The 23,648-nt window shown below is 68.4% G+C and carries 27 protein-coding genes and 1 pseudogene; 19 read left to right on the top strand and 9 right to left on the bottom strand.

Features of this window, described 5'->3' with window-relative positions:
* The 3 genes from QOC69_RS18490 to QOC69_RS18480 form a co-directional block, all read right to left on the bottom strand.
* Positions 1 to 330, bottom strand: a 330-nt coding sequence (locus QOC69_RS18490) for an NAD(P)-binding domain-containing protein (protein ID WP_526442176.1), incomplete at its 3' end; no start/stop codon positions are given.
* Between the two features lie 43 nt (positions 331 to 373).
* A complete protein-coding gene (locus QOC69_RS18485; protein ID WP_526442174.1) occupies positions 374 to 1,321 on the bottom strand; it encodes a M56 family metallopeptidase in 948 nt (315 codons plus the stop codon).
* 14 nt (positions 1,322 to 1,335) lie between these two features.
* Entirely contained in the window at positions 1,336 to 1,752 is a 417-nt protein-coding gene (locus QOC69_RS18480; protein WP_526442172.1) for a BlaI/MecI/CopY family transcriptional regulator, read from the bottom strand.
* 211 nt (positions 1,753 to 1,963) lie between these two features.
* Here QOC69_RS18480 and QOC69_RS18475 point away from each other — a divergent pair, with 211 nt between their 5' ends.
* On the top strand, positions 1,964 to 2,728 hold the full coding sequence (locus QOC69_RS18475; protein WP_526442170.1) for an iron reductase: 765 nt from the start codon (positions 1,964 to 1,966) through the stop codon (positions 2,726 to 2,728).
* 198 nt (positions 2,729 to 2,926) lie between these two features.
* Here QOC69_RS18475 and QOC69_RS18470 read toward each other — a convergent pair whose 3' ends face one another.
* Complete coding sequence (locus QOC69_RS18470; RefSeq protein WP_526442168.1) at positions 2,927 to 3,313, bottom strand: rhodanese-like domain-containing protein; 387 nt, start codon at positions 3,311 to 3,313, stop codon at positions 2,927 to 2,929.
* Between the two features lie 62 nt (positions 3,314 to 3,375).
* Here QOC69_RS18470 and QOC69_RS18465 point away from each other — a divergent pair, with 62 nt between their 5' ends.
* The 7 genes from QOC69_RS18465 to QOC69_RS18435 all read left to right on the top strand — a co-directional run bounded on the left by QOC69_RS18465 (position 3,376) and on the right by QOC69_RS18435 (position 8,182).
* Complete coding sequence (locus QOC69_RS18465) at positions 3,376 to 3,786, top strand: PaaI family thioesterase (RefSeq protein WP_526442166.1); 411 nt, start codon at positions 3,376 to 3,378, stop codon at positions 3,784 to 3,786.
* Positions 3,787 to 3,857: 71 nt separating this feature from the next.
* On the top strand, positions 3,858 to 4,160 hold the full coding sequence (locus QOC69_RS18460; protein ID WP_526442164.1) for an urease subunit gamma: 303 nt from the start codon (positions 3,858 to 3,860) through the stop codon (positions 4,158 to 4,160).
* Positions 4,161 to 4,167: 7 nt separating this feature from the next.
* Positions 4,168 to 4,482, top strand: coding sequence for an urease subunit beta (locus QOC69_RS18455; protein ID WP_526442162.1), 315 nt, complete (start codon positions 4,168 to 4,170; stop codon positions 4,480 to 4,482).
* On the top strand, positions 4,479 to 6,200 hold the full coding sequence (locus QOC69_RS18450) for an urease subunit alpha (protein ID WP_526442160.1): 1,722 nt from the start codon (positions 4,479 to 4,481) through the stop codon (positions 6,198 to 6,200). Before QOC69_RS18455 ends, QOC69_RS18450 begins: the two co-directional genes overlap by 4 nt.
* Complete coding sequence (locus QOC69_RS18445) at positions 6,200 to 6,835, top strand: urease accessory protein UreF (protein WP_526442158.1); 636 nt, start codon at positions 6,200 to 6,202, stop codon at positions 6,833 to 6,835. Before QOC69_RS18450 ends, QOC69_RS18445 begins: the two co-directional genes overlap by 1 nt.
* Before the next feature lie 24 nt (positions 6,836 to 6,859).
* Positions 6,860 to 7,534: an urease accessory protein UreG gene (ureG, locus tag QOC69_RS18440; protein ID WP_526442156.1), complete on the top strand. Its 675-nt coding sequence runs from the start codon at positions 6,860 to 6,862 to the stop codon at positions 7,532 to 7,534.
* 15 nt (positions 7,535 to 7,549) lie between these two features.
* Entirely contained in the window at positions 7,550 to 8,182 is a 633-nt protein-coding gene (locus tag QOC69_RS18435) for an urease accessory protein UreD (RefSeq protein ID WP_526442154.1), read from the top strand.
* Here the strand turns inward: QOC69_RS18435 and ndh are convergent.
* The 3 genes from ndh to QOC69_RS18420 form a co-directional block, all read right to left on the bottom strand.
* Complete coding sequence (gene ndh / locus QOC69_RS18430) at positions 8,179 to 9,564, bottom strand: type II NADH:quinone oxidoreductase Ndh (RefSeq protein WP_526442152.1); 1,386 nt, start codon at positions 9,562 to 9,564, stop codon at positions 8,179 to 8,181. The genes QOC69_RS18435 and ndh overlap by 4 nt on opposite strands.
* A gap of 97 nt (positions 9,565 to 9,661) precedes the next feature.
* Entirely contained in the window at positions 9,662 to 10,591 is a 930-nt protein-coding gene (locus QOC69_RS18425; protein ID WP_526442150.1) for an LLM class F420-dependent oxidoreductase, read from the bottom strand.
* Positions 10,592 to 10,661: 70 nt separating this feature from the next.
* Entirely contained in the window at positions 10,662 to 11,333 is a 672-nt protein-coding gene (locus QOC69_RS18420) for an SDR family oxidoreductase (protein ID WP_526442182.1), read from the bottom strand.
* A 131-nt stretch (positions 11,334 to 11,464) separates the two neighbouring features.
* Here QOC69_RS18420 and QOC69_RS18415 point away from each other — a divergent pair, with 131 nt between their 5' ends.
* The 6 genes and pseudogenes from QOC69_RS18415 to QOC69_RS18390 all read left to right on the top strand — a co-directional run bounded on the left by QOC69_RS18415 (position 11,465) and on the right by QOC69_RS18390 (position 15,970).
* Positions 11,465 to 12,265, top strand: a complete 801-nt coding sequence (locus QOC69_RS18415) for an ABC transporter permease (protein ID WP_526442148.1) — start codon at positions 11,465 to 11,467, stop codon at positions 12,263 to 12,265.
* 63 nt (positions 12,266 to 12,328) lie between these two features.
* Positions 12,329 to 12,748 (top strand): annotated as a pseudogene (locus QOC69_RS18410) (ATP-binding cassette domain-containing protein); the annotation flags it as partial.
* Positions 12,749 to 12,790: 42 nt separating this feature from the next.
* Positions 12,791 to 13,354, top strand: coding sequence for a TOBE domain-containing protein (locus tag QOC69_RS18405; RefSeq protein WP_526442180.1), 564 nt, complete (start codon positions 12,791 to 12,793; stop codon positions 13,352 to 13,354).
* A 196-nt stretch (positions 13,355 to 13,550) separates the two neighbouring features.
* A complete protein-coding gene (locus QOC69_RS18400) occupies positions 13,551 to 14,486 on the top strand; it encodes an APA family fibronectin-binding glycoprotein (RefSeq protein ID WP_526442146.1) in 936 nt (311 codons plus the stop codon).
* Positions 14,487 to 14,611: 125 nt separating this feature from the next.
* Positions 14,612 to 14,914 carry a GlsB/YeaQ/YmgE family stress response membrane protein gene (locus QOC69_RS18395; protein WP_526442144.1) on the top strand — a complete coding sequence of 101 codons (303 nt, stop codon included), beginning with the start codon at positions 14,612 to 14,614 and terminating at the stop codon, positions 14,912 to 14,914.
* A 51-nt stretch (positions 14,915 to 14,965) separates the two neighbouring features.
* Positions 14,966 to 15,970: a zinc-binding alcohol dehydrogenase family protein gene (locus QOC69_RS18390; protein WP_526442178.1), complete on the top strand. Its 1,005-nt coding sequence runs from the start codon at positions 14,966 to 14,968 to the stop codon at positions 15,968 to 15,970.
* Here the strand turns inward: QOC69_RS18390 and QOC69_RS18385 are convergent, their stop codons facing one another.
* Positions 15,971 to 16,492, bottom strand: a complete 522-nt coding sequence (locus QOC69_RS18385) for a hypothetical protein (RefSeq protein WP_526442142.1) — start codon at positions 16,490 to 16,492, stop codon at positions 15,971 to 15,973.
* A gap of 97 nt (positions 16,493 to 16,589) precedes the next feature.
* On the opposite strand from QOC69_RS18385, the gene QOC69_RS18380 reads away from it, so the two are divergent.
* Positions 16,590 to 17,177 (top strand): CGNR zinc finger domain-containing protein, encoded by a 588-nt coding sequence (locus tag QOC69_RS18380; protein ID WP_526442140.1) that lies wholly within the window; start codon positions 16,590 to 16,592, stop codon positions 17,175 to 17,177.
* A gap of 5 nt (positions 17,178 to 17,182) precedes the next feature.
* Here QOC69_RS18380 and QOC69_RS18375 read toward each other — a convergent pair whose 3' ends face one another.
* Positions 17,183 to 17,947 (bottom strand): CPBP family intramembrane glutamic endopeptidase, encoded by a 765-nt coding sequence (locus QOC69_RS18375; protein WP_526442138.1) that lies wholly within the window; start codon positions 17,945 to 17,947, stop codon positions 17,183 to 17,185.
* A gap of 123 nt (positions 17,948 to 18,070) precedes the next feature.
* Here QOC69_RS18375 and QOC69_RS18370 point away from each other — a divergent pair, with 123 nt between their 5' ends.
* From QOC69_RS18370 to QOC69_RS18355, 4 genes are all read left to right on the top strand, one after another.
* Positions 18,071 to 20,446, top strand: coding sequence for a CaiB/BaiF CoA-transferase family protein (locus tag QOC69_RS18370; protein WP_526442136.1), 2,376 nt, complete (start codon positions 18,071 to 18,073; stop codon positions 20,444 to 20,446).
* Positions 20,443 to 21,885: an aldehyde dehydrogenase gene (locus tag QOC69_RS18365; protein ID WP_526442134.1), complete on the top strand. Its 1,443-nt coding sequence runs from the start codon at positions 20,443 to 20,445 to the stop codon at positions 21,883 to 21,885. Before QOC69_RS18370 ends, QOC69_RS18365 begins: the two co-directional genes overlap by 4 nt.
* A 20-nt stretch (positions 21,886 to 21,905) precedes the next feature.
* Positions 21,906 to 23,381 carry an acetyl-CoA acetyltransferase gene (locus QOC69_RS18360; protein WP_526442132.1) on the top strand — a complete coding sequence of 492 codons (1,476 nt, stop codon included), beginning with the start codon at positions 21,906 to 21,908 and terminating at the stop codon, positions 23,379 to 23,381.
* A gap of 83 nt (positions 23,382 to 23,464) precedes the next feature.
* Positions 23,465 to 23,648, top strand: a 184-nt coding sequence (locus QOC69_RS18355; RefSeq protein WP_526442130.1) for a hypothetical protein, incomplete at its 3' end; no start/stop codon positions are given.

The raw sequence follows: 23,648 nt of genomic DNA, 5'->3' as shown, positions 1-23,648 counted from the left end.
CGAGTTGCCGCCGTCGATGATGATGTCGCCTTCCTCCATCGCGTCGGCGAGCTCGTTGATGACGGCATCGGTGGGGTCGCCTGCCTTGACCATGATCAGCACGCGGCGCGGCTTCTCCAGTGCGGCACGGAATTCCGGGATCGTCTCGCTGCGCACGAACTTGCCCTCGGAGCCGTGCGCTTCGAGCAGCGCATCGGTCTTGGCGACCGAGCGGTTGTGCAGTGCGACGGTGTAGCCGTGGTGGGCGAAGTTGCGTGCGATGTTGGAGCCCATCACGGCCAGGCCGGTGACCCCGATCTGGGCGGTGGCGGAGGTTTCAGACGAGCTCACAGGCAGCCTTTCGTTGTTTGGTTGTGGCACCGGGAGTTTGACGCTATGCGGCGAAGAGCCTCTGCAGCTCGGTGAGCCACGGCACCGCGAATGCGATGGTCGGCACGATGACCACTGCGGCGGCAGCCAGGTATGCGGTGATGGCGAACGGCACGCTGTTGGGCCTACCGCCGAGCCTGCGCACGCGGATGACGGTGGTGGGGCCGCCTGCGGCCAGCGCGCCGGACGGGGTTCGCCCCGAAGCGCACGCGACGAGGGCACGGGCCAGGGACGTCGGTCCGGCGGCACGCACCGCGGCGTCGTCGGCGAGCAGTTCGATGAGCAACCGCACGGCGTCCAGCGCGCTGGCGCTGCGGACGAAGCGGGGGAACGCGGCGTGTACCGCGGTGAACATCTCGAGGACGAGGTCATGACGGGCACGAAGGTGCGCCTGCTCGTGGCTCAGGATGGCGGCGATCTCGCTGTCGGCCAGGGTGGTGAGGGTGCCAAGACTGACCACGACGCGGCTGCGGACCCCGGGCAGGCAGTAGGCCAGCGGTTGCTTCACGTCCAGGATGCGCAGGCCGCTGGCCCGCGTACAGACCTCGGGAGCGGCATCGCGCGAGCTGCCGAGCAGGTCGACGAGCATCCGGTGGTGGGCGCGCCTGCGCCGGGTCGCGATGGCGACCTGGACCACGGCGACGAGCAGGCGGCCGCCGACGACCAGCGTCAGCGCGAACACGACGACGTAGATGCACCACAGCGGCCAGCCGAGGACCGCTATCTCGCTGGTGATCGTCGCGGACGGGCGCCCGTCGGGACCAGGTACGAAGAGCCGGCTGGCAATCGCGATTCCGGCGCTGAACGCGGAGAGCACTGCGGCGACTGCGATCGACTGCCACAGCACGACGGCCGCACGTGGCGCACGCAGCGGCCACGACGCTCTGGCCAGCAGCGCCGGCACCGGTCCGACGAGGACCAACGCGACGATGGTGAAGGCCAGCGCGGACACCCCATTAGTGTCCCTCAGGCGGTGCCCGGATCGCCAGTGGGCGGGCCGGTTCGATGCTTGTCTTCCAGTTCGGCCAGTGCGCGTCGCAGGGCGGCGGCCTCGTCGGCCCCCACCCGCTCGACGAAGTGCACCAGCGCCGACTCGCGGCTACCGGAGTCCGAGGCCTGGTCGAGCGCGTCCACCATGAGCCCTGCGACCAGCACGTCGCGGCCGTGGGTCGCGGCGTACCGATGCGCCCGGTCGTCGCGATGCTGAACAACCAGATTCTTCTTAGCCAGCCGCTGCAGGACCGTCATGATCGTCGTGTAGGCCAGATCGCGCCGCGCGGACAGCGCCTCGTGCACCTGACGCACGGTCTGGGGTTCGCGCGATGACCACAGATGGTCCATCACCTCGCGTTCGAGTTCCCCGAGTCGCGTCATCTTCGCCATGTTTCGTTCACTCTCCTGGGCACTGAATTCAGGGTACTACGGGCTTACTACCGTGTGTCGTATCCAACGACCGCGTCCGAGCGTCGTCAATGGGGGCGCCGACGCCGGTAAACACCCGTTTCTCCGGTCGTTGTGAGCCCAGTCACAAGGTGTTTCGCTGCCCGTTACGCTCTCTATAGTAAGGCTAACCTAACTTACTACGGAGGTGTACATGACCGTCGTGGTCGACGACCCCCTGATCGCCCGGATGGCGATCAGTCGGACGCTGCCCCTGCACGAGTCCAGCCGCAGACTGCGCGAGTTGTATCCGGAGTGTCCGCGCGTCTACGGCGTGGCCGTGATGGGCGACCTGACGCGCAGGCGCTGGTGGCCGGTGTCCGACGTGCTCGGCACCGACCGACTCCGGGACATGTTCGCCGCGGCGGCCGCGGAGACCGAAAGTCGCACCGCCGTCGCGCAGCAGTTGGCCGCGACTTTGTCACACGTCGTCATCGGCCGGGTGATACCGCTGCTGGTGCTCGAGGGGCGGGCCTGGGACACCGGGCTGGAGAACCTCTGGGTGCACGTCGACTCCGAGGGTGCGATCGACTGGGTCGGCGTGGTCGACCCGACGCTGCGCGTGCTGCCGGACGACCCGTACTTCGGCGGCCGCGCGGGGCTACGACGGCGCCATCCCGGACGCGATCGCATCGTGGCGCTGCCTAATGAGGCGGCATTGACCACCTGGGCCGCCCACCGCAGCCACCGCGCGCTGGAACCGTTGTTCGACAAGCTCTTCGAGGTCTGCGGCGGCGCGTTGTCGGTCGCCGCGATGTGGCACATCGTCGGCGCCGCCGTGGTCAGCGCCGCTACCCAGGTGCCGTTGATGGCAGGGTCCAGCGAACTGACCAGCATGCGTCGGGGTCAGGCCGTGCTCGACGCGTTGGTGGGCTTCGGTGCGCCGGTTCGCGGATCGACCAGAACACTCGCAAGTTAGGTCTTGCTAAATTAGGGCAGCCTTGCCTATTGTTAACGATAGGAACGCAACGAAGACGTCAATGAATCATCGGAGAAACCACCGGACCGAGCCGGAGTCCTGAGGGCTGCAGAGACCCCCGGTCCACTCGAGGTCGGGCCCCGTACACATCGTGTGCGGGGCCCGACCGCATTTCACGTGTTCTTCGCCGAAATGCGGTCAACCCTGCGGCTTGTCAACGGCGCCGCCGCTTTCCACCCAATCACCGAACCCGCCCAGGTTGTGGACCTCGCGGTAACCCAGCTCCTTGAGCGCCTGCCCGGACAGCGCCGCGCGGCCGCCGGACGCGCAGTACACGATCACCGTCTTGTCCGGTGCAAAGTGCGGGTCGTGGTACGGCGACTCGGAGTCAGCGCGGAATTCCAGCATTCCGCGCGGCACGTGGACTGCGCCAGCGATCTTGCCGCTCTTCTCCACTTCTTGCGCGTCCCTGACGTCGACGACCAGCGTGTTGCCCTCGGCGATCATCGCCTGAGCCTGCGCCGGCGTGATGCGGGGCACCACGGCGTTCGCGGCAGCGACTAAATCCTTGACACTTTTGGCCATGGTCGACGATAACGCCGGACCCAGCACACCGCGGACGAACTCCGGCGTGTAGACACAGTTCCGTGACGACGAACGTGACAGCGGACTTCGGCGCTGGATTCGACACCGAAATCGGCCTGACCTATCTGGACGTGACCCCCGACGGGGCCACGGCGCAACTGATCATCACCGACAAGCTGCTCCAGCCGTACGGCATCGTGCACGGCGGCGTCTACTGCTCCATCGTGGAGAGCGTGGCCAGCATCTCGGCAGCGGCCTGGCTCAAGGCCAACGGTGCCGGAGACAAGGTCGTGGGGGTGAACAACAACACGGACTTCCTTCGGGCCATCACCGCGGGAATGGTCACGGCGGTCTCCACCCCGATCCACCGCGGCCGACGGCAACAGCTCTGGCTCATCTCCATCACCGACACGAACGACCGCGTCGTCGCGCGCGGTCAGGTCCGGCTGCAGAACCTGCCGAACGAGGCCTAGCCACACGACCAGGCGCTCAGCCGCATCTTGTGCGCTGCTGACTGCCGCCTGCCGTGGCAGGATCGCGGCTTATGCGCTTGTCCCCGCACGAGCAGGACCGACTGCTCATCTCCTACGCGGCCGAACTCGCCCGTCGCAGGCAGGCGCGCGGTCTGCGCCTGAACCATCCCGAAGCGGTCGCGGTGATCACCGACCACCTGCTCGAGGGCGCCCGCGACGGCCGCACGGTGGCCGAGTTGATGGCCAGCGGTCGCGAGGTGCTCGGCCGCGACGAGGTGATGGAGGGTGTGCCAGAGATGCTCTACGACGTCCAGGTCGAAGCCACCTTCCCGGACGGCACCAAGCTCGTCACCGTCCACCACCCGATCGCGTGAGGCGGCCATGATTCCTGGAGAGATCGTCTACGGCGACGGCGACATCACGATCAACGAAGGCGCCGAGCGGCTCGCGCTCAACGTGGTCAACACCGGGGACCGCCCCGTCCAGGTCGGCAGTCACGTACACCTGCCGCAGGCCAACACGGCACTGGAATTCGACCGCGCCGCCGCGCACGGTCATCGACTCGACATCCCGGCGGGCACCGCGGTGCGCTTCGAGCCGGGGGTGGCCCAGCACGTTTCGCTGGTTCCGCTGGGCGGCACCCGCGAGGTGCACGGGCTGTCCCTGACGCCGCCAGGAAAGTTGGATGCCTCGTGAGCGAGCTCTCCCGCGCGCGCTACGCCGCACTCTTCGGTCCCACCACCGGTGACCGGATCCGCCTCGCCGACACCGACCTGTTCATCGAGATCACCGAGGACCGCAGCGGCGGCCCCGGACTGGCGGGCGACGAGGCCGTGTTCGGCGGCGGCAAGGTGCTGCGCGAGTCGATGGGGCAGTCCAGGGCCACCCGCGCCGACGGCACGCCCGACACCGTCATCACCGGCGCGATCATCATCGATCACTGGGGAATCATCAAGGCCGACGTCGGCATCCGCGACGGGCGCATCACCGGCATCGGCAAGGCGGGCAACCCCGACATCATGTCCGGAGTGCACGCGGACCTGGTGGTCGGGCCCTCCACCGAGGTCATCTCCGGCAACGGCCGCATCCTCACCGCAGGCGCCATCGACTGCCACGTCCACCTGATCTGCCCACAGATCATGGAAGAGGCACTCGGCGGCGGCATCACCACGATCATCGCGGGCGGTACCGGGCCTGCCGAGGGCAGCAAGGCCACCACCGTGACGCCCGGCGCCTGGCATCTGGCCCGCATGCTGGAGGCGCTGGACACCTGGCCGCTGAACGTCGCGCTATTGGGCAAAGGCAATACCGTCAACCCGGCCGCCATGTGGGAACAACTACGAGCCGGCGCAGCGGGTTTCAAGCTGCACGAGGACTGGGGCACCACCCCGGCCGCGATCGACGCATGCCTGACCGTCGCCGAAGCCGCGGGCGTCCAGGTGAATCTCCACTCCGACACCCTCAACGAGGCCGGCTTCGTCGAGGACACCCTCGCCGCGATCAACGGCCGCGCCATCCACGCCTATCACACCGAGGGTGCAGGCGGCGGCCACGCGCCCGACATCATCACGGTGGTGTCGCAGCCGAACGTATTGCCCAGTTCCACCAACCCGACCCGCCCGCACACCGTCAACACCCTCGACGAACACCTCGACATGCTGATGGTGTGTCACCACCTCAACCCCAGCGTGCCAGAGGATCTGGCGTTCGCCGAGAGCCGGATCCGGCCGTCCACGATCGCCGCCGAGGACCTGCTCCACGACATCGGTGCGATCTCGATGATCGGCAGCGATGCGCAGGCGATGGGCCGGATCGGCGAGGTGGTGCTGCGCACCTGGCAGACCGCGCACGTGATGAAGCGGCGCCGCGGCGCGCTGGAGGGTGACGGCGCGGCGGACAACAACCGCGTTCGCCGCTACGTCGCGAAGTACACGATCTGTCCCGCGGTCGCACACGGTCTCGATCACGAGGTCGGTTCGGTGGAGGTCGGCAAGCTCGCCGATCTGGTGCTGTGGGAGCCCGCCTTCTTCGGCGTGCGCCCGCACGCGGTGATCAAGGGCGGCATGATCGCGTGGGCGGCGATGGGTGACGCGAACGCATCGATCCCCACGCCACAACCGGTGCTGCCGCGACCGATGTTCGGCGCGTCGCCCGCTGCGGCGGCGGCCACGTCGGTGCACTTCGTGGCGCCGCAAGCCATCGAGGACGGCCTTGCCGACCGGCTCGCGGTCAACCGCAGGCTGGTCGCCGTCGGCGACGTCCGCATGGTCGGAAAGGCCGACATGCCCCTCAACCAGGCCGTCCCGCACATCGAGGTCGACCCCGACACGTTCACCGTGCACATCGACGGCGAGGTGTGGGAGGAGCAGCCTGCCGTCGAACTGCCGATGGCGCAGCGCTACTTTCTGTTCTGATGTCCAGTTTGGCGGTGTTGCTCGCCTTGTCCGACTCCCGGCTGCCGACCGGTGGCCACGTCCACTCCGGCGGTGTCGAGGAGGCCGTGACGAGCGGTCTTGTCGTGGACCTGACGACGCTGGGGGCCTTCCTGCGCCGCCGCATCCGCACCAGCGGTCTGGTCACCGCATCGCTGGCCGCCGCCGTACACGCGGGCACGCTGAGCGTCGGCGATGCCGACCGTGAAACCGACGCGCGCACGCCGGCTCCCGCCGCGCGCAGCGCATCCCGGGCGCAGGGGAGAGGCCTGACCCGGCTGGCCCGGAAGGTGTGGCCGGAACGGGACTGGGCCGCCATCGGCGTCAAACCCCATCTGGCCGTGGCAGCCGGTCAGGTCGGCGTGGCCAGCGGTCTGGTGCCGGAACAGACCGCCCTGTCGGTGGTGTACACGACCATGACCGGGTCGGCGACGGCGGCGCAACGACTGCTGGCGCTCGACCCAGGTGACGTGGCGGCGGTGACCTTCGAGCTGTCGCCGCTGTGTGACCAAACCGCCGCGGAGGCGGTCAAGGAACTCGCCGACCTGTCCGATCCGCTACTCGACGCGCTGGCCCAGCGCCACGCCCAACGCGACCGCCCGCTCTTCGTCTCGTGAAGGTTTTCTCCCGAAAGGTGCACCATGCCACCACATCTGCTCGACGGTGAGCCACACACCCACAGCGAGCGGCCCCGTCGGGTCAGGCAGGCCGGCGAGCCGCTGCGCATCGGCATCGGCGGCCCGGTCGGCTCCGGCAAGACCGCACTGGTGGCCGCGTTGTGCCGACAGTTGCGCGACGAGTTGTCGCTGGCGGTGCTGACCAACGACATCTACACCACCGAGGACGCCGACTTCCTGCGCAGGCACGCCGTGCTTCCCGACGCGCGCATCGCCGCCGTGCAGACCGGCGGTTGCCCCCACACCGCGATCCGCGACGACATCACCGCCAACCTGGACGCCATCGACGACCTGATCGCGGGCAACGACGCCCTCGACCTCATCCTCGTCGAGTCCGGTGGCGACAACCTCACCGCCACCTTCTCGTCGGGTCTGGTGGACGCGCAGATCTTCGTCGTCGACGTGGCCGGTGGCGACAAGGTGCCGCGCAAGGGCGGCCCAGGCGTGACCTACTCGGATCTACTGGTGATCAACAAGACCGATCTGGCTCCGCTGGTGGGCGCCGATCTGGAGGTGATGCGTCGTGATGCGGCCGCGGTGCGCAACAACCGTCCGACGGTGTTGATCTCGCTTACCGACGACCCGACGGCGGCGCCCGTCCTCGGCTGGGTGCATCAGCAACTACGCGTGCCGGTGTAGTGGTCCTCGCGCACAATGCTCTCCGACGTCCTGATCGTTGCACGCCCCGACCGCGCCCCCAGCATCGAGTGCGCGGGAGGGGTGGCCGCCCGTCGCACGGACGCCGACACCGTGCATCTGGTGTCGGCGGCAGCGACGCCGCTGGGCGGGGACACCATCAGGGTGCGGGTGGTGGTCGAACCCGGTGCGCGGCTGCGGGTGCGCAGCGCCGCGGCGACCATGGCGATGCCGGGTACCGCCACCATGGAGTCGCGGGCCAGTTGGGACCTGGCGGTGGCGGGCGACCTCGACCTCGACCCGCAGCCCACCATCGTGGCCGGCCAGGCACGTCACCTCAGCACGATCCGGCTGACCCTGACCGGGCACGGCCGCGCGCGGCTGCGCGAGCGAGTTCAGATCGGCAGATCCTATGAACGGCAAGGGTTCTGGTCGGGCTCGATGCACGCCGACGTCGACGGCGCACCGCTGCTGCGACACCGCGTGGAACTGGGCGCCGGCTCGGTGACCGACGACGAACTCGGTACGCCAATGGCCTGTGTCAGCGAATTGCGCTACCCCGACCCGACATTCGACGCCACCGGTACGCTGCTCGAACTCGCCGCGGGCGGCTGCCTGGCCACCTGGCAGGGTGAGCGCCTGGAGCCCTAGGAGGCCGCCCTCTCGGTATCCTTCACCGCGGCAGCCATGTCCTGCAGCTGCTCGATCCTGGTGCGCGCGTACGCCTGCTGTTCAGTGATGGTGAGCTGACCGCGGTTGCGGCTGAGGAACGTCACCGCCCAGGACAACAGAGTCGCAATCTTGGTCCTGAAGCCGACGAGGTAGATCAGGTGCAGGCCCAACCACGCCAGCCAGGCGATGAAGCCACCGAACTCCAGCTTGCCGACCTGTGCGACCGCGTTGTACTTCGAGACCGTTGCCATCGAACCCTTGTCGAAGTACTTGAACGGCTCGCGGGGCTTCGGGACGGTGCCGTGTTCGCGCGCCTTGACCTCGTTCTGGATGATCTTCGCCACGTACTTGGCGCCCTGGATGGCGCCCTGCGCCATGCCAGGCACACCCTCGACGAACGCCATGTCGCCGACGACGAACACGTTGGGGTTACCGGGGATCGACAGATCGGGATTCACCTTCACCCGGCCCGCGCGATCGATCTCGGTTTCGGACTGCTCGGCCAGATCACGGCCAAGCGGGCTGGCCGACACGCCGGCCGACCACACCTTGCACGCGGACTCGATGCGACGGATGGTGCCGTCGGTGTCCTTCACGGTAATGCCGTTCCGGTCGACGTCGGTGACCATCGCGTTCAGCTGGATCTCGACGCCCATCTTCTCCAGCCGGGCCTTCGCCTTGAGGCCCAGCTTCACGCCCATCGGCGGAAGCACGGCGGGCGCGGCGTCCAGCAGGATGACGTGAGCCTCGGTCGGGTCGATGAGGCGGAAGCTGCCCTTCAGGGTCTGATCGGCGAGCTCGGCGATCTGGCCTGCCATCTCGACCCCGGTGGGGCCCGCGCCGACGACGACGAACGTCAACAGCTTGTTGCGGCGCTCCGGATCACTGGACCGCTCGGCCTGCTCGAAGGCGCCGAGGATCCGGCCACGGAGTTCCAGCGCGTCGTCGATCGACTTCATGCCGGGGGCGAACTCGGCGAAGTGGTCGTTGCCGAAGTACGACTGGCCCGCGCCTGCCGCGATGATCAGGCTGTCGTACGGCGTGCAATAGGTGTGTCCCAGCAACACCGAATCGACCGTCTTCTTCTCGAGATCGATGTGCGTGACGTCGCCGAGGAGCACCTGCGTGTTCTCCTGCTTGCGCAGGATCAGTCGGGTGGGCGGCGCGATCTCGCCTTCCGAGATGATGCCGGTGGCCACCTGGTACAGCAGCGGCTGGAACAGGTGGTGGGTGGTCCGCGCGATCAGCTTGATGTCGACGTCAGTGCGCTTGAGGGCCTGGGCGGCATTCAGCCCACCGAAACCCGAACCGATGATGACGACTTTGTGCTGATCCGTTGCCGTAGCTCCGGGGTGGCTCATTGCTACTCCTCGCGCGCGAAAACCTACTCAGTACAACCAATAGGTTAGTCGGGAGGTATCCCGGCAGCGCGGTGAGATGCCCCACCGCACCCGATGTTCACCCGGTGATCAGCGGTTTGAGCTTCTCCGCGACCGCGGTGATGACGCCCGGCTGGTAGCCGCCGATGGACGTGACCGGGCTGATCACGACGCCGTCGATGCCGACGTCGAGCACCTTGGTCTTGATCTGCTCGGCCACTTGGTCGACGCTGCCCACGGCCGCCTGTTGACGTATTTCCTCCGGAACCGCGTCGAGGGTGAGGTTCTCGTCGATGATGGCGATCACCAGCATGCTGGTCTCCAGCGTGGCCGGGTCGCGCCCGATCTTCTCGCAACTCTCGCGGACGACCTGCAGCTTGCGGGGCAGCTCGTCGAAGCCGGCGATCACGTTGAGGTGGTCGAAGTAGCGGGCCGCCAGTGGAATGGTCTTCTTCTCGCCACTACCGCCGATCAACAGCGGAATGTGGTCGCGGAAGCGGGGTTCGGCCATCGCCTCGATGGTGCGGTAGTACTTGCCGGAGAAGGTGGGTCGTTCGCCCTTGAGCATCGGCAGGATGATCTCCAAGGCCTCGTCGAGCTTGTTGAACCGGTCGGTGAAGGTGCCGAAGTCGAAGCCGAGCGAGTCGTGTTCGAGTTCGAACCAGCCCGTCCCGATCCCGAGGACCGCGCGGCCCTGGCTCATCACGTCGAGGGTCGTGATGGCCTTCGCCAAGACCGTCGGGTTGCGGTAGCTGTTGCCGGTGACGAGAGTCCCGAGTTGCACGTTCTCGGTGACCGTCGCCAGTCCGCCGAGTGCCGTGTAGGCCTCCAGCATCGGCTGGTCAGGGGTGCCCAGCATGGGCAGCTGATAGAAGTGGTCCATCAAGAAGACGGTGTCGAAACCCGCCTTGTCCGCTTCCTGCGCCTGCGCGATGACGGTGGGGAAGAGTTCGTTGACGCCGGTGCCGTAGGAGAAGTTCGGGATCTGAAGTGCGAGTCGAATCGTCACCCGATCGACCCTAGCCACGGTTAAACGGAACCGTAACCCCGTTTCGCTATCCGCGAACCGGGGAACAACCTCAGCCGAAGTTGGCGAGCGCGCCGTGACTCACGTGCAGCGTCTGGCCGGTGATGTGCCGCGCCGCCGGGGTGGTGAGGAACAGCGCCAGCCGGGTGATCTCTGCGGCCACCGACGGCGGCGTGGTGGGGATGCCGTCGTAACCGGGCTCGGCGCCCCGACCCGACGCTACGGCGTTCACCGTGATGCCCCGGATGCCGAAGTGGCCGGCCTGTCCCGCGGTCCAGTTCGACAGTGCAGCCTTGATCGCCGACTCCGGGCTGCCCTCGGCCGGGTTGTCGGCGACGACGCTGACGATCGACCCGCCGGAGCGCAGATGGTCGCCGAGGATCTGCACGGTGAGCACCGTGGACAGCATGGTGGCGTCAAGGGCGGTGCGCCAGGCCGCGGCGCGGTCGGCCAACGTGTAGGTGCGCGGGTCGCCGGAATTCCAGTGCGGCGCAGGCACGTTCACGATGGTGTCGAGGTGGTGGGGGAAGAGCCCGCGGACCTCTTCAAGGCTGGCCGCATCGGTGTTGTCGAAAACGATCGAGTCGACGTCCAACTCCTTGGCGGCGACCTCCAGGTCGTCTCGGCGGGCGCCGGCGATCACCACTCGATGTCCCGCGTCGCGGAAACCCTCCGCGATGGAGCGACCGAGCTCGGTATCGCCGCCGGTGAGCAGCACATCCATCACCAAGACCTCCTCGTGTTCGACGCTGAACCCAGCGAGTCCGCAGTCATGTTACTGGACAGTAGCTAGCTGGCGAAACTCGCCACGCGGACAACGCGAACCCGTGACCTTGGGTGTCCTAGGGTTTGACCGTGACGCGCTCGGCCGGGTTGCCCCGCTGGCTGTACCTCCCCGCCGCCGCCGGGGCGATCTTCGTCGTCCTGCCCCTCGTCGCCGTGGCCGCCAAGGTCGACTGGGCGCAGTTCTGGTCGCTGATCACCAGCCGATCGTCACTCACCGCGCTCGAACTCAGCATCAAGACCGCGGCTGTCAGCACCGTGCTGTGCATCGTGTTGGGCGTGCCGATGGCATTGGTGTTGGCTCGCAACGACTCCCGGTGGGTGCGCTGGATTCGGCCGCTGATCTTGCTTCCGCTAGTGCTGCCGCCGGTGGTGGGCGGCATCGCGTTGCTCTACGCGTTCGGCAGGCTCGGGTTGCTCGGCCGCTATCTCGACGCCGCAGGCATCCAGATCGCGTTCACGACGGCGGCGGTGGTGCTGGCCCAGACGTTCGTGTCACTGCCGTTCCTGGTCATCGCGATCGAGGGGGCCGCCCGCACGGCGGGCGCCGACTACGACGTGGTCGCGGCGACGCTCGGTGCGCGGCCGACGACGGTGTGGTGGCGGGTGTCCCTGCCGCTGCTGGCACCCGGCCTGGCCTCCGGCGCCGTGCTGGCCTTCGCCCGATCGCTGGGCGAGTTCGGTGCGACGCTGACATTCGCGGGCTCGCGCGAGGGGGTCACCCGCACGCTTCCGCTGGAGATCTATCTGCAACGGGAGAGCGACGCCGATGCGGCGGTGGCCCTTTCGGTGCTGCTCGTCTTCGTCGCCGCGGTGGTCGTGATCGGCGTCGGTAGCCGCACGCTGAAGGCGGGTGGCGTCGGTGGGTGGTGACGGGTCGTGACCGGCGTGCGCCTGCGGGCGGTGGTGGAGAGCCGCGGGCTGGACGTCGAGTTCTGCGTCGCGGCCGGTGAGGTGTTGGCCGTGCTCGGCCCCAACGGGGCCGGTAAGTCGACGGTGCTGCACGTGCTCGCCGGCCTGGTGGGGCCCGACGCAGGCATGGTGCGGGTGGGCGATCGCGTGTTGACCGACACGTCCGCCGGAGTCCTGGTGGCCACCCACGCCCGGCGCATCGGTCTGCTGATGCAGGATCCGCTGCTGTTTCCGCACCTGGACGTGGCGACCAACGTCGCCTTCGGGCCGCGCAGCGGAAAGCACCTCGGCCGCAAGGACTCCCGCGCCGCAGCGCAGCGGTGGCTCGACGAGGTGGACGCCGGCGAACTTGCCGAGAAGATGCCGCGTCAACTCTCCGGCGGGCAGGCTCAGCGCGTCGCACTCGCCCGCGCGCTGGCCGCCGATCCCGACGTACTGCTCCTCGACGAACCGCTGACCGGTCTCGACGTGGCGGTGGCGACCTCGATGCGCAAGGTGCTGCGCCAGGTGTTGGCGCGCGACGGGCGCTCAGCCGTACTGGTGACCCATGACCTGCTCGACGTCGTCACGTTGGCCGACCGCGTGCTCGTGCTGGAGGCCGGCCGGGTAGTCGAGTCGGGCACGTCCGCGGAGGTGTTGGCGAAGCCGCGCAGCTTCTTCGGCGCGCGCTTCGCGGGGGTGAACCTGGTGGCGGGGTCAATCGGGTCCGACGGGAGTCTCGTGACGAATTGGGGGACGACGTGGCACGGCGTCGTCGGCGACGACGTCGGTACCGGGGATGCCGCCGTGGCCGTGTTCGCGCCCTCGACGGTCGCGGTATACCGCGACGAGCCGCACGGCAGCCCGCGCAACGCCGTCGAGGTCGTGGTGGCCGAGCTGGACAGCCGGGGGCCCGCGATCCGCGTGCGCACCGACGAGCAACCCGACGGTGCCCCGGGGCTGGCGGCCGACATCACGGTAGAGTCCGCAACCGACCTGAGGCTGGCGCCAGGGCAGCGCGTCTACTTCGCGGTGAAGTCTCAGGAGATCACCGTTCATCCGCGGCCGTAACGGTGCCGCCGGTCCGTGCGATCAACCATCGACACCCCTGGGACGTGGCCCACAGACCCCGCCCGGGGCCTCGTCATGCCAGCAATCAAGCTCCTATCCCGTTGGCACGGCTTTCTTTTGCACAGCAATTTCCAAGAGAGACACTCTAAGAGCAACTCACACTTGCGTCACGGCGGTAACACGGTATTTTCGTCCCATGCAACAGCCGGACTCCATCCCACGACACCGCTGGAGCACGGCGAGGAAGCTGGCGATCGCGACGGTCACGGCCGCGACCGCGGTGACCCTCGTCCTGCCCGGCACGGCGGCGAACGCCGACCCGGTACCGCCGCCCCCTGCGCCGCCGGCTCCCGCGCCCCCGTTCCCACCGCCACCGGCTGATCCCAATGCGCCGCCGCCACCGCCGGCTGATCCCAATGCGCCGCCGCCACCGCCGGACCCGAACGCACCCGTGCCTCCGCCGCCGGAGCCTGGCCGCGTCGACAACGCGGCGGGCGGCTTCAGCTATGTCGTGCCCGCCGGCTGGAAGGTTTCGGACGCCACCCAGCTGTCCTACGGCCAGGCATTGCTGACGAAGATCCCTGCCGCGGGCACCGAAAAGGCACCGAGCGACACGAGCGTGCTGCTCGGACGGTTGGACCTCAAGCTGTTCGCCGGCGCCGAGACCGACAACACCAAGGCAGCCACTCGGCTGGCTTCCGACATGGGCGAGTTCTTCATGCCCTTCGCGGGAACCCGCGTCGCGCAGGAGACCGTTCCGTTGGATGCCGCGGGCATGCCGGGCGCCGCCTCGTACTACGAGGTGAAGTTCACCGACACCACCAAGCCCACCGGCCAGATCTGGGCGGGCGTGGTCGGTTCGACGCCCGCGCCGGGCACCCCGCGCGGCCAGCGGACGCCCGAGCGCTGGTTCGTGGTGTGGCTCGGGTCTGCCACCAACCCGGTGGACAAGGGCGCCGCCACCACACTGGCGCAGTCGATCCGACCGTTCACGCCGCCACCACCGCCGGAGCCGCCTCCGCCGGACCCGAACGCACCGCCGCCGGATCCCAACGCACCCGCGCCGCGGCCAGGCGTCGGCGTCCCGGTGCCGGTGACCGATGCGCCGCCGGAGATGCTGCCCCCGGCCTGATCCCTGGCCGCTCGACATAGGACGATCGTGCACGTTTCGGCAGCCCAATCGTTACCGTCTGCGGGTATACCGGGAAGTGATCCAGCGGTTGCGCCGGATCAGTCGGCGACAGGCAGGGGTTCGTCATGGACATGATTGCGGCTACCGAGTTCCTTGCCGCGAGATCCACCACGCTCACCAGCGTGGGATGGATCGGCTACATCATCATCGGCGCCCTCGCCGGCTGGATCGCGGGCAAGATCGTCAAGGGCGGCGGCTCGGGAATCCTGATGAACATCGTCATCGGGATCGTCGGCGCTCTCATCGGCGGCTTCCTACTGAGTTTCTTCCTGGATACCGCGGCGGGCGGCTGGTGGTTCACGCTGTTCACCGCGATCATCGGGTCGGTGATCCTGCTGTGGATCGTCGGCATGGTGCAAAAGCGCTAGCGACGTGCCGCCGGAACCGGACTGCTCGCTGCGGTGAACACCTCCGGCACGATGTCGGCGTGGCGGGTGCGCCACCCGGGTCCGATGAGCACCGGTCCGCTGGAACGCGTCGATGCACCGGTGCCGGAGCCCGCGCCCGACGAACTGCTCGTCGCGGTCGCCGCGTGCGGTGTCTGCCGCACCGACCTTCACGTCACCGAGGGTGACCTACCGGTCCACCGGAGCGGGGTCATTCCCGGCCACGAGGTGGTCGGCGAGGTGGTGGCCGCCGGCGCGGCGGCCGGAACCGATTTCTCCGTCGGCGACCGGGTCGGCATCGCCTGGTTGCGACACACCTGCGGACAGTGCCAGTACTGCCTGCGGGGCCGCGAGAACCTCTGTCCGCAGTCCCGCTACACGGGCTGGGACGCCGACGGAGGATATGCCGAGTTCGCAACCGTTCCTTCGGCTTTCGCGCACCAGCTACCGGGCGGCTACACCGACGCCGAGCTGGCGCCACTGCTGTGTGCGGGCATCATCGGTTACCGGTCGCTGATGCGGGCCGAGCTGCCCGAGGGCGGCCGACTCGGGATCTACGGGTTCGGCGGCAGTGCGCACATCACCGCTCAGGTCGCGCTCGCCAGGGGCGCCGAGGTGCATGTGATGACGCGCGGTGAACATGCCAGGGAACTGGCCATGGCGCTGGGCGCGGCATCCGCCCAGGGCGCCGACGACCGCCCGCCGGTGGAGCTCGACGCGGCGATCCTGTTCGCGCCCGTCGGCGAGCTGGTGCTGCCCGCACTCGAAGCGCTGGGCCGCGGCGGAACGCTCGCCATCGCCGGAATCCATCTCAGCGACATTCCCCAGCTGAATTATCAGCGCCATCTGTTTCAGGAGCGCCAGCTCCGTTCGGTCAGCTCCAATACCCGGGCCGACGCCAGGGAGTTCCTGGACTTCGCCGGTCGTCACCGCATCGCGGTGACCACTCCGCGGTATCCGATGTCGCGCGCCGACCGGGCCCTGGCCGATCTGGCCGGCGGCCGGATCGCGGGAGCTGCCGTCCTGACGGTCGATTGATCAGAGCGTCGCCAGCACGCCGCGCAGCTCCGCATTGAGCGTGCCGCGGCCGGGCCAGTACAGCGGACCTCGCCCGTCGGACAAGAGGATCCGGAGTCGGGCCATGCCGCGAGAGCGGACCGGGAACGGGTCGGCCAGTCGATCGCACACGGCGTCGATGACCTCTGCGCAATCGTGCACGGCGACGGAGCGAACCGGCACGCGCGCGTTGAAGTGGCTGGCGAAGTCGGCATCGTGCACGGCGAGTCGCAATGCGCGCTCCAAGTCGTCGCGTTCGCGTGGTGAGGTCAGTCGCATCCGGTGTACGGCCAACGGGCTACCAGGGGCCGGGCTGACACCGTTCTCGATCTGGCGGTCGTAACGAGCGGCGAACAACCGGGCGCGAAACAGCACCGACCACGGTGCATCCCCCCGTCGCTTCGCTCGCCCCAGGTCTGGCGTATCGCCGGTCTGTCGTGAGTCGCGACCCGCGACGGACAGCATCGCGAGCACGTCGAGCCAATCCTGCTGTCGTGACGTCATCTCAACCTCTCCTCTTCATGACTAGTATGAACACTACACCGGTCACTAGTGACTAGTAAAACTTTAATACCGGTCACGAACGGTCTAGACTGGGCGCATGTCATCGGAACCGGCAAAGTGGCTCGGAGACGAAGAGAAAAAGCCCGCACCCGAACCCCTGCGGCGCGTGCAGAGCCTGATCAACACCATCGACCGCGAGTCCGGCCTGGACCGGCTGGCGTCCGCAGAGGACGCCGGCCCATGGATGACGGCGAACGAACTGCTGGCGCCGGGCGGCACGCCGACCGACGACGATCTCCTGACCCTGATCGGGGTACGAGAAGGCCTGCGCGCCTTGGTGCAACAGAGCACGGACGGCCAGGCTCCTGACCCGGCACTGGTGTCGCCACTTCACCAACTCGCGCATTCCGAACTGGTGCAGGCGGCAGTGACCGACGACGGGGCGGTGGGATTGGCGCCGGTGGGGGATTCGGTGCGGGCGCGTCTGTTGACGCTGCTGCTCATCGTCTCCGACGCGCAGCGCGACGGGACCTGGGCGCACCTGTTGGCGTGCGCGAACGACGACTGCCAATGGGCCTTCTACGACCGTTCGCGCAATCACGGCGGAACCTGGTGCGACATGGCGACATGCGGGAACAAGCTGAAGAATCGGGACTTCCGCGCCAGGCGGCGCAACGATCGCTGAGTGCGCTAGGTCGAGAGGTGCCAGACCAGGGCCGCCGCCAGCGCCCCGAGTCCGTTCAGCGACCAGTGCAGGGCGATGGGCGCGATGAGGCTGCCGCTGCGCCTCCGCAGCCAGGTGAACACGAAGCCGGCCGCGCCTGTCGCGACGACCGCGAGCACGACGCCGGCGACCATGCCGACAATGCCGAGGCCGAACAGCTTGGTGAATCCGACATTGCTACTTGTCAGCCCTAGGGAGGTGGCGATGTGCCAGAAGCCGAACAGCAGCGAGCCGGCCGCGGCCACACCGCGGAAGCCCCAGGCGCGATTGAGCGCGCCGTGCAGCACCCCCCGGAAGGCGAGCTCCTCGGGAATCACCGTCTGCAGCGGGATGATGACCATCGACGCGATCAGCGCGCCGGACATCGTGGCGTAGTGGTCGTTCATGAACATCGGTCGCGTCCAGGGCAGCAGGGCGCCTATGGCGATCACCGTGGCGACCAGTGCGACCGCGCCGAGCGCGTAGCCTGCGCCGGAGCGCCAGTGCTCGCGTCCCAGACCCAGTTCAGACCAGTCCAGGCCGCGCGAACGGACCAGCAGGAGGAGCCCGATCGCGGCGGCAGGCACCGTGGCGACGTTGGCCCACGGGGTGGTGAAGTGGGCGATGAGGTTCGTCAGCGCCAGCACCACCACGACGACGCCGATGTCGACGTACACGCGGAAGTGATCCAGGGCGGCGAGCTGACCGATCAGCGGGTGGGGTGGCGCGGCCACGGCGCTGACGTCAGACATAACGGGCCAAGTCTACGTGGGATCGGAACATGCCCATTTCCCGTCGCTTCGCTCGCCCCGGGTGCCCAGCCAGTACGGGACCCGCCAGGCAGCGCCGGCAGTCGCTGACCGATACTGGTCCGCATGTTTGACAGGTGTCAGCTTCTGGCGTCGGTCCGGGTGCTCGACGTGGGTGGCGCGGAGTCCGACGGCGTCAGCAGGCTGTTCGCCGACCTCGGCGCCGACGTCATGAAGGTCGAGCCGCCGGGTGGCGTCGCAGCCCGTGCGACCAGGCCCTCGGTGTCGGGTGTCAGCGTCGCGTTCTCGTTGAACAACGCCAACAAGCGCGCCGGTGTGCTCGATCCCGCCGACGCCGGTGACCGGGAGCGCTTCATCGAGCTGGCCGGCGGTGCGGACATCCTGGTCGACGGCGGGACGAACCGGGGCACCACCGCGTTCGGCACGTCCTGCGCCGAACTCGCGGAGCGGTTCGCGCACCTCGTCGCGCTCGAGATCACCGACTTTGGCACGTCGGGTCCGCACGCGGCGTGGCAGGCCACTGATTCCGTCCTGTACGCGATGTCGACGGCACTGTCCAGATCCGGGCCAACCACCGGTCGGCCGGTGCTGCCGCCGAACGGCATCGCGACAGCCACGGCGGCGGTCCAGGCAGCGTGTGCGGCGCTCGTCGCCTACTACCACCGATCGCGTTGCGGCAGAGGCGACTACATCGACTTCTCCCGGTTCGAGGCCGTCCTGCAGTGCCTGGACCCTCCTTTTGGCTCCGAAGGGCAGGCAGCGGTTGGTCAGAAGCGATCCGGCGAGCTGTGGCGCGGCAGGCCCCGCAACCAACAGGTCTACCCGACCTTCGCCTGCCGCGACGGGTTCGTCCGAATCTGCCTGCTTGCTGCGCGACAGTGGCGCGGAATGCGGGCATGGCTGGGTGAGCCGGAGCAGTTCTCCGATCCGAAGTTCGAGAGCATCGCAGCCCGCTACGGCGCCTCGAACGAACTCAACGCCGCCATCGCTGACCTGTTCAGCCCGCAGACGATGGAAACGCTGGTCGCGGAAGGGCAGCGACGGGGCGTCCCGATCGCCGCCGTGCTCAGCCCCGCCGACTCGCTCGCCTCGGACCACTTCCGCTCGGTCGGCGCGCTCACCGAAACCGACGTCGCGGACGGAACGCCACTGGCCGTGCCGACCGGCCCGTTCGTGGTCGACGGGCGCCACGCCGGAATCGCACGGCCCTGCGCGGCAGTCGGTGCCGACGAGCCCGCGTGGATCGCCACTCGGGCCAGCGCAGTCGACCCGGCCGGCCCCGTCAACGCGAGGCCGTTCGAGGGCTTGCGGATCCTCGACCTCGGCGTGATCGTCGCCGGCGGTGAACTCGGCCGGTTGTTCGCCGACCTCGGCGCCGAGGTGATCAGGGTGGAGAGCGCGGCGTATCCGGACGGACTGCGCCAGACGCGGCCGGGTCAGCCGATGAGCAAGTCCTGGGCGCTGACCCATCGGAACGAGTCCAGTTTCGGTCTGGATCTGCGCCACCCCGATGGCGCCGCGATCTTCGGCCGCTTGGTGTCGATGTCCGACGCGGTATTCGCGAACTTCAAGCCGGGAACCCTGGCCGCCCTTGGTTTCTCCTACGACGAATTGCGCGCGTTGAATCCACGAATCGTGCTGGCGGAGAGCAGTGCGTTCGGCGCGACGGGGCCGTGGAGTGATCGGATGGGATACGGCCCGCTGGTGCGGGCCACCACGGGCGTCAGCCGGCTCTGGACCTCGGGCGATCCCGCCGATCCCGGCTTCTACGATGCGACCACGGTCTTCCCCGACCACGTCGTCGGGAGGATCACCGCCATCGCCGCGCTGGCTGCGTTGATCAACCGGGATGCCAACGATGCCGGCGCCCACGTGCACATCTCGCAGGCCGAGGCGGCCGTCAACCAGCTCGCCACGTCCTACGTGACCGAAGCCGCCCGCGCGGCCGGTCTGACCGTCGTCGACGACGATGCGATTCACGCCGTGTACCCGTGTGCGGGCGACGACGAGTGGTGCGTGATCTCCGTCCGCTCCGAAGAGGACCGCATTGCCCTGGCCAAGGTCATCGGGGTCGCCGAACTGCCAGGCAGGAGAACGGAGTTCGTGGATTCGGTCTCGGCATGGACGGCGGGCCGGGACAAGGGCGAGATCGTTGCCTTGGTCCAGGACGCGGGTGTGCCGGCGGGGCCGATGAATCGAGCGGTGGACGTGCTCGCCGATCCTCAGGTGAAGTTCCGCATGCTCTACGCCGGCATGGTCCACCCGCTGTTCGACGCGCCCATTCCCGCCGAGACGCATCCCGCGCCCTACCGCCACATCCCGGACGCGACGATGCGGCCCGCACCGATGCCGGGGGAGCACACCCGCGAGATCGGTCGGGCGGTGCTGGGTCTGAATGCCGAGGAGATCGAGCGCCTGATCGCCGAGAGCGTGCTGTTCAGCTGGACGGATACCGACGAGGAAACCAGGAGTTCGACGTGACGACTGTGATCGAGACCGGCGCAAGGTTGTTCGTTGGCGGGCAGTTCCGCAAGGCCGACCAAGTGGAGACCGTGATCGAGGCGGCTACCGGCGAGCCGCTCGGTGCCGGATCGGCCGCAACGGAATCCGAGATCGACGACGCCGTCGCAGCGGCCCGCGCGGCGCTTCCCGGGTGGGCGGCGACTCCTGCGGCGGAACGCGCCGAGGTGCTGCTCCGATTCGCCGACGCGCTGGCGGCCCGCGCCGCGGGCACGAACGAGTTGTGCACGCGCGAGAACGGGATGCCGATCCGCCTGTCCCGGGGTGCCAACGGAATCTTCCCTGCGGCACTGCTGCGCTACTACGCGGGTCTGATCGGTGAAGCCGACGAAGAGGAGATCCGGCCCGCCATGCTCGGGCACACGATCGTGCGGCGCGAAGCCGTCGGAGTCGTCGGGGCGATCACGCCGTGGAACTACCCGCAGGCGTTGGCGGCGATGAAGATCGCACCGGCTCTCGCCGCCGGTTGCACTATGGTGCTCAAGGCGGCGCCCGAAACCGCCTTGGATGCCTTGATCTTCGGTGAGGCGGCCCACGACGCCGGCCTGCCGCTGGGTGTCCTCAACATCGTCGCGGGCGGCCCTCTCGCTGGCGCCTACCTGGTGCAGCATCGCGGCGTCGACAAGGTGGCCTTCACCGGTTCGACTGCGGCGGGCCGGGTCATCGGCGAGATGTGTGGGCGGCTGATTCGTCCGGTCACCCTGGAACTGGGCGGGAAGTCGGCGGCCATCATCCTCGACGACGCCGACCTTGACGCGACGATGCACGGGCTGCGGTCGGCGTCGTTCATCAACAACGGCCAGACCTGCCATCTGAGCTCGCGAATCCTGGCGCCGCGGTCGCGCTACGCCGAGGTGGTCGACGCCGTGGCCGCGCTGGCCGACGGGCTCACCGTCGGCGACCCGATGGAGAAGTCCACCGAAATCGGACCGCTGGTCAGCTCGCGGCAGCGTGAGCGCGTGTTGGACTCCATCGAGATCGGGAAGTCCGAAGGCGCCAAAGTCGTTGCCGGCGGCGCTGTTCCGGCCGATCAGCCGCGCGGCTGGTACGTCTCGCCCACGGTGTTCGCCGACGTGGACAACTCGGCCCGCATCGCGCAGGAGGAGATCTTCGGACCGGTGCTGGCCGTCATCCCCTACGACACCGAGCGCGACGCCATCGACATCGCCAACGACAGCGAGTTCGGTTTGGCCGGCACCGTCTGGTCCACCGACACCGAGCGCGCCACCGACGTCGCCCGCGCAGTGCACACCGGCACCATCGGCGTCAACGGCTACGCCCTGGACTTGCAAGCGCCGTTCGGCGGGGTGAAGGCCAGCGGCATTGGTTACGAGCTCGGACCGGAGGGCCTGGCCGCCTATCAGTCCCTGAAGTCCATCTACCGGGTCGGCCCGGCCTAGCCCCTCGAAAGGGTTCGTCGGTGCCCATCGACCCCAGAACACCCGTCCTCATCGGCTACGGCCAGGTCAACCAGCACGAGGATGACCCGACGGTCGAGCCCGTCGACTTGATGGAGCGGGCCGCCCGCGCCGCCGCGGATCCTCGCGTTCTGGAGGCCGTCGACTCGGTGCGCATCGTCAACCTGCTGTCATGGCGGTACCGCAATCCCGGTATGCTTGTCGCGCAGCGCATCCGGGCACCGCATGCAGACAGCCGCTACACCAGCATCGGCGGCAACGTACCCCAGTCGCTGGTCAACCAGGCCTGCCTCGACATTGCGCAGGGCCGCGTCGACACCGTGCTGATCGCCGGCGCCGAGACGTGGCGCACCCGCACGAAGGTACGAGCCGCGGGAGGCATGCTGGACTGGCCGAAGCAGGACGAGTCGGTGCCCGCCCCGCAGGGCGCCGACGACCAGTTCCAGATGGCCGGGCCGGTGGAGATCAAGATCCACCTGGACCGGCCATCCTACGTGTATCCGATGTTCGAACAGGCGCTGAGGATCGCCGCGGGGGAGACGTCGGATGCGCACCGCCGTCGCATCGGTGAGCTGTGGGCCCGGTTCAGCGCAGTGGCACAGCACAATCCACACGCATGGAGCCGGAACCCCGTGTCCGCGGAGGAGATCTGGCAGCCCGGACCTGACAATCGGATGATCAGCTGGCCGTACACCAAGCTGATGAACTCGAACAACATGGTCGACCAGGGCGCCGCACTGATCCTGACGTCAGCGGCCAAGGCGACGCATCTGCAGATCCCGACCGAGAAGTGGGTGTTCCCGTACGCAGGCACCGACGCGCACGACACCCATCTGATCGGCGAGCGCGCCGAGTTCGATCGCTCGCCGGCAATCCGGATCGCGGGCAGGCGGGCGCTGGAGCTGGCGGGCAAGGGCATCGACGACGTCCACCTGGTCGACCTGTACTCGTGCTTCCCGTCGGCGGTCCAGGTCGCGGCGAACGAACTCGGACTACCCCTCGACGACCCCCAGCGGCCGCTGACGGTCACCGGCGGCCTGACGTTCGCCGGTGGGCCATGGAACAACTACGTGTCGCACTCCATCGCCACCATGGCAGAGCGACTGGTGTCGGCGCCTGGCACGGTCGGCCTCATCACCGCCAACGGCGGCTACCTCACCAAGCACAGCTTCGGCATCTACGGAACCCAGCCGCCGGCCGGTGACTTCCGTTGGGAGGACGTGCAACCCATCGTGGATGCCGAGCCCACCAGGGTGGCGGAGGAGGAGTGGGCCGGCGTGGGCACCGTCGAAACCTGGACCACGCCCTTCACCAGGGACGGTGCACCGGAGAAGACGTACCTCGCCGTCCGCACCCCCGAGAACACCCGCGCGCTGGCGGTGATCACCGACGCCGACGAGGCCGCGACCAGCACCCGCGAGGACATCGCGGGCGTCAAGGTACGGGTACACCCGGACGGCACCGCCAGGCTCGACTGACGCATCCGTCGCAGTCCTCCTCGTAGCGAGGTGGTTACGCGCACCTCATGGCTTTGACACATGGTGGCGCTTACGTGTTGCGAATGACCGACCACCAAGTTGTCACATCCGCCGAAGAGCAAGGCCCCCGCAGATCGCGTTGGTATACCTCGTTGTTTGCCCAACTTCTGATCGCCATCGTCGCGGGCATCCTGGTCGGGTGGCTGTGGCCGGCATTCGGCGCCGACCTCAAGCCCCTTGCCGACGGCTTCATCAAGCTGATCAAGA

The organism is Mycobacterium sp. (assembly GCF_032162105.1).
Lineage (GTDB): Bacteria > Actinomycetota > Actinomycetes > Mycobacteriales > Mycobacteriaceae > Mycobacterium.
The sequence above is the reverse complement of the archived record's forward strand: the minus strand, read 5'-3'. Positions and strand labels throughout refer to the sequence as shown.